We start from the raw sequence: 9,217 nt of genomic DNA on the forward strand, positions 1-9,217 counted from the left end.
AACACATACCCAGCATCACGCATCAAGCATCAAACATTAAGCAGACACGCTCTAGAAGTCGAACGCATCCTCCTGCAACTCAAGGACAGTGAAAAGACCTGTCAGAGTGTTGTATTGAGTCGCGAACTCTTGGCGGAGAGACGGGAAGTTCAGCCGAATCTGGGGATGGCCGCCGTCTGATCGCTGCGGGGCCGTCGGGAGCTGACTTGCGTAGCGGAAGGACATCCCCTTCTCGTCGACTTCCGCCACGGCCTCAATGTGCTGTCGAATTTCAGGATCCAACGGATCGAGGTCGAGTGCCGTGAGGTGTGCGTCCAACTCGATTACAAGGGCCGTCAGGTTGTGGCTGATCTCGTGGCGCAGTCGCTTGTTGAGCATTTCCAGGTCCAGCGGGTGAGCAGTATCGACGTGACCTGCTTTCCGGCGGAGGCGGCAGGCATAGCGGATGAGACCTTTGAGGGATAGCTCGAGTGCGTGGCGCCGATGGTTCAGCCACGGAATCAACATCGTGTCGTCGAACGGCTGACCACGAAATGAGTCGGCAAGCCGGTTGGCAGCTTCGTCATAGAACATCGCGACCTCGGCATCGTCTCTCGTGCGGGGAAGCATGATGACGTCGCGAAGCCGTTCTCCCGGGTGCTCATCCCAGAGTTTGGCGCCCATGCTGTCGTCGCTCATTGAAACTCCTACATTGTGCGTACACGCTCACTCGGTGCGCGGCCCGGCAGGAGCCGAACTGCACGACGTTACTGGATGGTGCAGCGTGCGGCCAACTGTATGGCAGGCGATGAAGGGAGCAGCAGGGTCCGGATCGCCGCTCCAGCAGGAGCCGCAGGGCGCAGCCCAGTTCGACCAGCTGCTGCAACCCCTATGTACCGGCTCGAAGTGGGCTCGATGATGACCGGGAAGTCGACGACGAGGCTTCCCGCGGCGCATCGGTGCGATATATGCGGAGGGTTACCGGAACGCAGTATGTGGGTCGTGCCCGGTCACGGCCTGGCCGAGATCCAGGTGCTCGGCCACATAGTCGGATGGGAACGACGGCGCCGTCGCTGTGGACCCTGGTGACGATCTTCGGTCGTTGTGGAGCCCATCCGCTGCTCCCGGCGCGCAGCCGCCGGTCGTTATGTCGGGTGGTGACGAGGTCGCCTGCAGAGGCGACGAATGCGCCGGTCAAGTTGATCTCTTTCTCGGTGTCAACGCGTCACCGTCGACACCGCCCATGCCGTCATCACCCCGGGGGCCACACGCGAGACCTCTGCGTCGCACTGGCCCGCGGTCGCGAGTGCAACATCGCCCACGTCGTCACCGATCGACCCGACGAACTCAACATCCGACGGCCTCGGGCAACGCAGCGACACTCGCTCGAACTTCGGCGCGGAAGCCTGCCGGTTCTGGTTAGATCGGCTTCGATGACCGAGCCCGACTACGAACTCCACAAGCTCGGCTGGCGCGCCTTCCAGGACCTATGCGGTGTTGTTCTTCAAGAAGTCCTGGGGCAAACCTTCACCACGTTCGCGGACACGAACGATGCCGGTCAGGACGGGGCATTTCATGGGCACTGGGCTGTACCCGGTGATGCCCCTGTCGCGGAGTTCGAGGGCATTGTCTCCACAGCGATGCCGGTCGTCGTGCAGTGCAAGTTCAGCGTTGACCCTTCCGGCACGCTGGCACCGTCGGACCTTGACGCCGAACTCGCCAAGATCGACGACTTGCACGCACGCGGGCTGTGCGACGGCTACATGGTGCTGACGAACCTGCGGGTCACCGGCCGAACCCGGGCTTGGTTCGTCGAGGAAGTGCGCAAGCGTGGGGTGACAGCCGCATCAATTCTTCCCGGTCCCTGGATCTGCGCCCAGATCGAGAAGAACTGGAACCTGCGTCGCTACGTACCGCGCGTTTACGGGCTCGGCGACCTCACCAGCATCCTGGACGAGCGCAGGATGCGCCAAGCCCGCGCGCTCCTGACGAGCCTGACACGCGAGTTGGAGACGTTCGTCCCCACCAGTGCCTACCGGAACGCAAGTGACGCGATTACCAATCACGGGTTCGTCTTGCTCTTGGGCGAACCTGCGAGCGGAAAATCGACCATCGCGGCGATGCTGTGCATGACCGCTCTCGACAACTGGCAGTGCGACGTGATGCGCGTAGACGGTCCAGAGGAACTGCTCGCGCACTGGAATCCGGACGACCCGCGGCAGATGTTCTGGATCGACGATGCGTTCGGCAGCATCCGGCATGAACCGCACCTGACCGACGCGTGGGTGCGACGGATGCAGCAAGTCATGGCCGCAGTCAGCCATGGAGCTCGGGTGCTGATGACCAGTCGGGACTATATCTACCGCGAAGCTCACCCGAGGATGAAGGAGTACGCCTTCCCTCGACTGCGCGAGCAGCAAGTCGTCATCGACATCACGAAGCTGAGTGCATCTGAAAAGGAGCAGATGCTCTACAACCACCTCAAGGCCGGCGATCAGCCGGCCGCAGTGCTGGACGGATGGCGGCAACACCTACGTGCCGTGGCGGCCGTCGCCCGATTCCAACCCGAGGTAGCACGTCGACTGTCACTCCAGGACTTCGTGCCGGCCGCTGGGCTGCGCGGCGAATCGCAGCTAGTCGCGTACTTCGAGCATCCGAACGAGTTTCTCGTCGACGTGCTGGATGGTCTGGAGCCCGCACAGCGCGCGGCTCTCGCAGCGGTCTACCTCTCGGGCGGCGAACTCCTGGCGCCGTTCGCGCCCGACAGCCGACTATCGTCCGCGGTGATAGCCCTGGGCGCGACGGTCGCTGAGACCAGTCGCGCCTTCGCCGCTATCGAAGGAACATTCTTGTCCCAGGTCCTCAGGGCCGACGGGAACACGGTCTGGCGCTTCCACCACCCGACGATCCGAGAAGGGTTCGCCGCTTCCGTCGCTCGTGACATCTCCACGCTGTCGGTCTATCTGGAAGGGATGACGCCTGACGAGCTTGTCTCCGAACTCGATTGCGGTGGGCCGAACCAGCGCGGAACGTTGGTTCGGGTTCCGCCCGCCATGTATCCGCTGATCGTCCCACGTGTGCCCGTGCCCGACCGGGGGGAATGGTCAGGGCGCCGTCGCGCATGGTTCCTGCGAACCCGGTGCTCCGACGAGTTCTTGCGTATGTGGGCCGAAGCTCACAAGGATGCGTTACCAGGCATGGCGGACTTCGGGATGATGGTGGACGCGATGGGGGAGCCCGGCGTTCTCAGCAGGCTCAACGAGGCAGGGGCCCTGCCGACGGACATCCGCCGGAGAGCCGTCGAGCGAATCGTCGAGTACAGCATCGACGACCTCGACCCCGCTTGGGCTGACTCGGACCTTGACGGTCTGTTCACGGTAGAAGAGCGCGCCGACCTACTCCGACGAGTCGAGCAGGAAGTGCTTCCAAACCTGGAGCAGCGCATCGACGACCATGTGGACTCGTTCGTCAGCGACATGAGCAAGGACGAGCTTTACCAGACACCCCGCGATTACGTCGCAGCCATTCGGAGCGCATTCCCGGAGCATCAGGATGTCCTCGAACGCTGCGGCAGAGTAGACGCGCACATCGACGACCGGGCGTACAACGACGAGGATGAAGCCGAGCCGCCGGCCGAGAGGTCAGGGCTAGCAGCCCCTGCTCGACCAGCTTCGGCCGAAATCGCCAGCGCGCGCGATCCGTTCGAGGACGTCGCAGCCGGCCACTGACCTCCGAGACGTCCACCGGAAGCTGCTCGAGCGCTGACCAGGTGCTTCCGAATGTCGGACCACAGGCTTACCCTGACGTCGAGTGGATAATCCATGGGCACAAAACCATCGAGGGCTCCGTTGCCCACGAGTTCTTCCCATAGACGGCGTAGACGGATACCCCGATCGGCAGGAGTGCGATCGCCACGAGCAGGACCATGAGTGTGGGGGCGTCCTCGAGCGCGGCGGTGGCCAGTGCTGCCACGACTGCTGCGGCGAGGAGCATTGTCAGCGCCAGGGCCTCGCACCAGCGCTCCTGGTGCGGGCGCCGGAAGTTGCCGAGCTGCAGACGCACCGCGGCCCGGACCCGGACCCGGGGTCCGGGCGGCGGGTTCGCAGTCCTCCAGCGGTCGATGCCGTCGAAGAATCGTGTGGTGGTGCACTCGCCGCCGGGCCATCTTTTGTGCGCATCGATCACCGCGCGTTCCTGTCACTGAACTGGGCGGATGACATGTCCCTGTGATGTCCGAAGGACCCACGCCCCAACGCGATACTGTCCGCACCACGTCCAGTCAGCTCAGGTGATGGGGGAGATGCCGTGATGGGAATGCCGCAACCGCGCCGCCGCTCGGGCAGATCCTGTCCGCCGATGAGGTCGCCCCGTTCGTGGCCCGGGTCGCGTACCCCACCGGCCCGGTGGTGCTGGTGGACGAGGAACTCGCTCTGGCCTTCCGGGTACGGGCCTACGGTGATTGGCGGGGTGCGCTCGGCCTGCCGGACCTGGCGGAGAAGGCCCGCACGCATCTGCCCGAGACGACCGGTGGCTGCGCCGCGGCCGACACCGCCCCTGATTCCGGGCCCGGCGCGTAGCGACCACCTCGGTTCGGTTCCCGGTCGCCGGCACCTGGGGGTGAGAGGGTGCGGGGTATGACATTGCGGCTGCCGACCACCCTCGCGACCGACTCGGACGCTGCGGCGATCGCGGCCCTGACGAAGTACTACGGCCGCCCGGACCTGGGCGACGACGCCTACGTCGGCGCGCACTTCGACTCCTGGTCCAGCACCGGTAATCGGGCCGGGGAGGCGGACCGGTTCACCGCGGACGACCTGGTCGCGGCGGGTGTTCCTGTCCGTGCAGGTCCCACCGAAAGCGGCGCGGGCGATCCTGCACACCCAGTCCGAGGCGCTGAACGCCCTTCTGACGGCGATAGGCCCGGATCGGGACCTGGTTCGACGAACCGGACCCGCTGACCCCGGGATGGCCCGCCTGGGATCTGGAAACGGTCCTGTGGGCGCTGCCGGGGATCGGCCAGACGAAGGCGACGAAGCTGATCGCCCGCAAACGCCCCCGGCTGTACCCGATCTGGGGTGCGTCCAGCAGAACACGAGAGGAGTGGCTATGAGTTCGAGGTAGTCGATCTTGTCGTGTTCGTAAGCTCGTCGTCGCTTGCCGGTGTAAGTCCGGTCCGGGTAGCTGCCAGGAGGCCCGGTAGCAGACTGGCGGCTCGGTCTGGAAACGGATCGGGTCGGAGCCCAGTGTCGAAAGCCCTGTAATAGGGGGAGCGAAGATGCGGTCCGTAGCATGAAGCGAAACCTGCGGCGTCGTTAGGGTATCCCGCCCTTGGGTGGGAAAGAGGGAGTGCCGAGCCCGCTCCATCAGGGTGAAGGCCACGGAAGGTGCCCAAGACCTGGAAATGCAGGCACCGAAGGACTCCTCGGCGTATGGGGTGCGGAACGTATCGATAGTGGCGGCGGGAACTGGAGAGGCCCTCCCCGGCCCGGGAACCTGCGGATTGGTGTTCCCCGGAGCAGCGTGCCCTATAACCGGTAATCCGGGAAGTGGGTGGCGTGCCGGGTGGGCGTCGGAGGCGGCCGTAGTACTGCTTGAGCCGAGCGGACAACATAACCGCCGGTGAGGGAAGGGCCGCTGCTTCGTCGATGTGTATTGCTGTTTTGGAGGGGCTCGGTGAGTGTCCAGGTGACTAGTTCCGCCGCTGCGGGATCTTCTCCCGCAGATCAGGTTCGTGCCTTGCAGCATGCGCTGTACCGGGCGGCCAAGGCCGATCCCGGGCGACGGTGTCATGCGCTATGGGACAAGGTCTGTCGCAGAGACGTCCTATGGCGTGGGTGGGTTGCGGTGCGCGCGAACGAGGGCGCACCGGGTATCGACAGGGTCACCCTGGTCGAGGTCGAGGAGTACGGCGTGGTCCGTCTGCTCGACGAGTTGGCCGACGAATTGAGGCAGGGACGGTACCGGCCGCTTCCGGCCCGGCGGGTGTTCATCCCGAAACCGGGTGTGGAAGGCGAGTCGAGGCCGTTGTCGATTCCCTCGGTTCGTGACCGGATCGTGCAAGCCGCGATGAAGATCGTGCTGGAGCCGGTGTTCGAGGCGGACATGTTGCCGTGCTCGTTCGGGTTCCGGCCGAAACGTGGTGCGCACGACGGCCTGCAGGTACTCATCGATGAGTCCTGGCGGGGCCGCCGGTGGGTGGTCGAGACGGACATCGCCAATTGCTTTTCGGCGATTCCGCACGAGAAGTTGATGCAGGCGATCGAGGAACGCGTCTGTGACCAGTCCGTCCTCAAACTGCTGCGCGCGATCCTGCGCGCGGGGGTGATGGAGGATGGGCAGCTGCGGCGCCCGGTGACGGGCACACCACAAGGCGGGGTGATCAGTCCGCTGCTCTGCAACGTGTATCTGCACCGGATAGACAGGGCGTGGAATGCGCGAGAGCACGGGGTGCTGGTTCGCTTCGCCGACGACGTGGTGGTGATGTGCAGATCGCGTGAACAGGCCGAGGCCGCCTTGGCGCGGTTGAGGGCTGTGTTGGCTGAGCTCGGTTTGGAACCGAAGGAAGCCAAGACGCGGATTGTGCATCTGGAGGTCGGTGGGGCCGGGTTCGATTTCCTCGGCTTTCACCACCGGCTTGTTCGGGTGACCGGACGTCGCAACGGCAAGAAGTCGGTCACATTTCTCGCTCGCTGGCCCGCGGACAGGGCTATGAGGCACGCCCGTGACCGGGTCAGGGAACTGACCCGCCGGTCGCGGTTGCTGCTTCCGGTCGAGGTGATCGTGGCGAAGGTGAACCGGTTTCTGCGCGGCTGGGCCGCGTATTTCCGGTACGGCAACTCCGCGATCGCCTTCGAGAAGATCATCCACCACGCGTGGGCACGGGTGGCGCTAATAATTGCCAAGCGCCACAAGCGGTCCCGCGAGTACGGGTGGTCGGTGCTGGCTTACCAGTCGCCGGACCATCTTGGGCTGATCTCGTTGTCGGGAACTGTCGTCGCTCCCAGGCCTTTCAAGGCTTGGCGGGAGAGACCGAATGCCGGCGGTGAACGACGTCGGTAAGCCGTGTGCGGGAGAACCGCATGCACGGATTGACGGGCGGGAGCTGGAAACGGAGCACCCTGACCACGGCCGCGAAGAAGAACAGCCGAGCGGGAAACCGTTCTGCTCACAGTGGCTTCGCGACCTACAGTCAGGATCTGCCACCGCGCCAGCTCTCGACCCTACATTCGGTGGTCAGTCAGGTCCTGGGCACCGAGCGAGCACATCTGAACCCGGTCCGGGAGGCGCTGCGCGCCGACGACGGCGCGTTGCATCGCCGGTTGCTGTCGATCCGGAAGGAGGCCGGCCTTCCCGAGGAGATCTCCGCGCTCCGTGTGTTTGATGTGATCGCGTGGATGGACGGCAAGAACCGCCGCCTGGGATAGCCTTCTGACCAGGAAAGATGACACGTCCCGGTGCTGTCTTCGACAGGTGCACGAGGATGATGCGCATGCGGATGAAGTTTCACGAGCAGCTCGACGAGCTGACGGACCGTCTGGCGTCGATGTGCCGGCTGGCCGGGGCTGCGGTCCGGGCGGCGACCGAGGCTCTGGTGCTGGCTGACCTGCCGCTGGCGGAGCGGGTGTTCGACCTGAACGATCAGATCGAGGAGTTGCGCGGTCCGTGCGAGGACTTGGCGATGGCGCTGTTGGCGTTGCAGGGCCCGGTGGCGCGTGATCTGCGTCAGGTGGTCACCGGTGTGCACCTGGTGACGGATCTGAGCCGGATGGGCGGGTTGGTGCAGCATGTGGCCGAAAGTGTCCGCCGCCGTCATCCCGAGCACGTCGCTTCCGGTGAGGCGGAGGAGTTGCTCTCCGAGATGGGGCGGGTGGCGGCCGAGTTGGCGGGCCTCGCTGAACGGGTGCTGCGCACGCATGATCCGGAACTGGCCGCCGAGATCGGCAGACGCGACGACGAGCTCGACGATCTGCATCGCCGGCTGCTCACCTTGATCGAGGATCCGTCCTGGACCGGCAGCATCCCGGCCGCGGTCGATGTGACCTTGTTGGGGCTTTTCTATGAGCGCTTCGGTGACCACACTGTCGTGGTCGGGCGCCGGGTGATTTTCCTCGTCACCGGGGAACAGATGTCCCCGTAGGTCGTCGCCGTCACGGGCCCCATCGTCACGGGCCCCATCGCCGCGGCCGATCCGAGCGTGGACTTCGCCCCGCCCGTTGGTGTGCGCGTTCGGGCCGTTGGTGGTGTGGTTCTTCATGTCGATGGAGCTGTTCTTCACCCCCGATTGAACCTGCTATTCGGGTTGTTCGAGGGCGTCGGTGATGCGGTCGTGGATCCAGGTTTCGAGGTTCTGGCCGGCGGTGCGGGCGGCGGCGTGGGCGCGGGTGTATTCGTCGTCGCTGAGCCGGATGGGGATGCGGTGGGCGGGGCCGGGGGTGGGCCTGTGGGCGAGTTCGCGTCTGAGGTGCTCACGCATCTCGCTGATGGGCAGGGATGCGAGGTCGGTGAGGATTTGAGCGCCGGTGGAGGCGGGGTCGTCGAGCAGGGCCAGGAGGAGGTGGTCGGTGCCGATTTCCTCGTGCCCGAGCAGGGCCGTCTGGCGCAGGCTGCCTTCGAGGACCTTCTTCGTCTTCGGGGTGAATGGGATGTGCCCGGCGGCCGGTGCGGAGCCTGTCGGTGAGCTGGCACCTTCGAGCTTGCTCTCGAGTGCCGGGGCGGTGATGCCCCATGAGGTCAGCGCTGCCGCTCCGGGGCCGCCGGCGGCCTGTTCGGGGGGCGCCGGCGCCGGGGTGTCGGCGGGGCGCGCGGGTGTCTGTTTCGTCCGGTTTTGAGCCATTTTTGAAAGATGTTGATTGACAGCATGTTTCGGTAATCGATTGGTTAATAAGTATTTACGTGTGTTGTGCACAAACGTCAGATTGTAAGGTTCGGAATGTGTTGTCGATCAACAATTTTGGAGGTTTCGCGATTTTCGACTGTTTTGGTTGTGTTGGGGGTTGGGTGGTATGCTGTGGGTATGGCATGGAGTGGCGCGGGAAGGCGAGTGGGCGGCGGGTCGGGCGCACCCTCCCGCTTCCCCAGCCTCGTTGGGGTGTGGGGGACCGGATCGAACAGGACGATTAAAAGTGCAGGTGAGAACCTAATCTCGGAAACTCAGAGGAGCGAAGCGACTCGATCGACGGCAATGGGAATGGACCCACTGCGAGCCGCGCAGCGGCTCCCTGGCGGGGAGCGAAGCGAC

General features: G+C 64.8%; 10 protein-coding genes. 7 read left to right on the forward strand and 3 right to left on the reverse strand.

Going from position 1 to position 9,217, the window contains the following annotated elements; genetic code table 11:
• Positions 1-51: 51 nt before the first annotated feature.
• Positions 52-678, reverse strand: coding sequence for a hypothetical protein (locus tag QM806_RS40595; protein ID WP_283295005.1), 627 nt, complete (start codon positions 676-678; stop codon positions 52-54).
• 734 nt (positions 679-1,412) lie between these two features.
• Between QM806_RS40595 and QM806_RS40600 the strand changes: the two genes are divergently transcribed.
• The gene (locus QM806_RS40600) at positions 1,413-3,707 is read left to right on the forward strand and encodes an nSTAND3 domain-containing NTPase (protein WP_283295006.1); all 2,295 of its coding nucleotides are present in this window, start codon (positions 1,413-1,415) and stop codon (positions 3,705-3,707) included.
• A 67-nt stretch (positions 3,708-3,774) separates the two neighbouring features.
• Here the strand turns inward: QM806_RS40600 and QM806_RS40605 are convergent, their stop codons facing one another.
• Positions 3,775-4,164 (reverse strand): hypothetical protein, encoded by a 390-nt coding sequence (locus QM806_RS40605; RefSeq protein WP_283295007.1) that lies wholly within the window; start codon positions 4,162-4,164, stop codon positions 3,775-3,777.
• A gap of 188 nt (positions 4,165-4,352) precedes the next feature.
• On the opposite strand from QM806_RS40605, the gene QM806_RS40610 reads away from it, so the two are divergent.
• The 6 genes from QM806_RS40610 (at position 4,353) to phoU (ending at position 8,116) form a co-directional block, all read left to right on the forward strand.
• Positions 4,353-4,556, forward strand: coding sequence for a hypothetical protein (locus QM806_RS40610; protein ID WP_283295008.1), 204 nt, complete (start codon positions 4,353-4,355; stop codon positions 4,554-4,556).
• A 57-nt stretch (positions 4,557-4,613) separates the two neighbouring features.
• On the forward strand, positions 4,614-4,937 hold the full coding sequence (locus tag QM806_RS40615; RefSeq protein ID WP_283295009.1) for a DUF6308 family protein: 324 nt from the start codon (positions 4,614-4,616) through the stop codon (positions 4,935-4,937).
• Positions 4,938-4,981: 44 nt separating this feature from the next.
• Positions 4,982-5,089 (forward strand): DUF6308 family protein, encoded by a 108-nt coding sequence (locus QM806_RS40620; RefSeq protein ID WP_283295013.1) that lies wholly within the window; start codon positions 4,982-4,984, stop codon positions 5,087-5,089.
• Between the two features lie 575 nt (positions 5,090-5,664).
• The gene (gene ltrA / locus QM806_RS40625) at positions 5,665-7,038 is read left to right on the forward strand and encodes a group II intron reverse transcriptase/maturase (RefSeq protein ID WP_283295014.1); all 1,374 of its coding nucleotides are present in this window, start codon (positions 5,665-5,667) and stop codon (positions 7,036-7,038) included.
• A 20-nt stretch (positions 7,039-7,058) separates the two neighbouring features.
• A complete protein-coding gene (locus QM806_RS40630; protein WP_283295010.1) occupies positions 7,059-7,403 on the forward strand; it encodes a DUF6308 family protein in 345 nt (114 codons plus the stop codon).
• Positions 7,404-7,468: 65 nt separating this feature from the next.
• Positions 7,469-8,116, forward strand: coding sequence for a phosphate signaling complex protein PhoU (phoU, locus tag QM806_RS40635; protein WP_283295011.1), 648 nt, complete (start codon positions 7,469-7,471; stop codon positions 8,114-8,116).
• A 153-nt stretch (positions 8,117-8,269) separates the two neighbouring features.
• Here phoU and QM806_RS40640 read toward each other — a convergent pair whose 3' ends face one another.
• On the reverse strand, positions 8,270-8,812 hold the full coding sequence (locus QM806_RS40640; RefSeq protein ID WP_283295012.1) for a Clp protease N-terminal domain-containing protein: 543 nt from the start codon (positions 8,810-8,812) through the stop codon (positions 8,270-8,272).
• Positions 8,813-9,217 lie beyond the last annotated feature (405 nt).

The sequence above is a fragment of the Rhodococcus sp. IEGM 1351 genome (genome assembly GCF_030056875.1).
Lineage (GTDB): Bacteria > Actinomycetota > Actinomycetes > Mycobacteriales > Mycobacteriaceae > Rhodococcus_F > Rhodococcus_F opacus.

What these genes read in the sequence shown, in the direction of transcription:
- QM806_RS40600 (WP_283295006.1), top strand. Translation starts at nt 1,413, where the DNA reads ATGACCGAGCCCGACTACGAACTCCACAAGCTCGGCTGGCGCGCCTTC.
- phoU (WP_283295011.1), top strand. Translation starts at nt 7,469, where the DNA reads ATGCGGATGAAGTTTCACGAGCAGCTCGACGAGCTGACGGACCGTCTG.
- QM806_RS40630 (WP_283295010.1), top strand. Translation starts at nt 7,059, where the DNA reads ATGCACGGATTGACGGGCGGGAGCTGGAAACGGAGCACCCTGACCACG.
- QM806_RS40615 (WP_283295009.1), top strand. Translation starts at nt 4,614, where the DNA reads ATGACATTGCGGCTGCCGACCACCCTCGCGACCGACTCGGACGCTGCG.
- QM806_RS40640 (WP_283295012.1), bottom strand. Translation starts at nt 8,812, where the DNA reads ATGGCTCAAAACCGGACGAAACAGACACCCGCGCGCCCCGCCGACACC.
- QM806_RS40595 (WP_283295005.1), bottom strand. Translation starts at nt 678, where the DNA reads ATGAGCGACGACAGCATGGGCGCCAAACTCTGGGATGAGCACCCGGGA.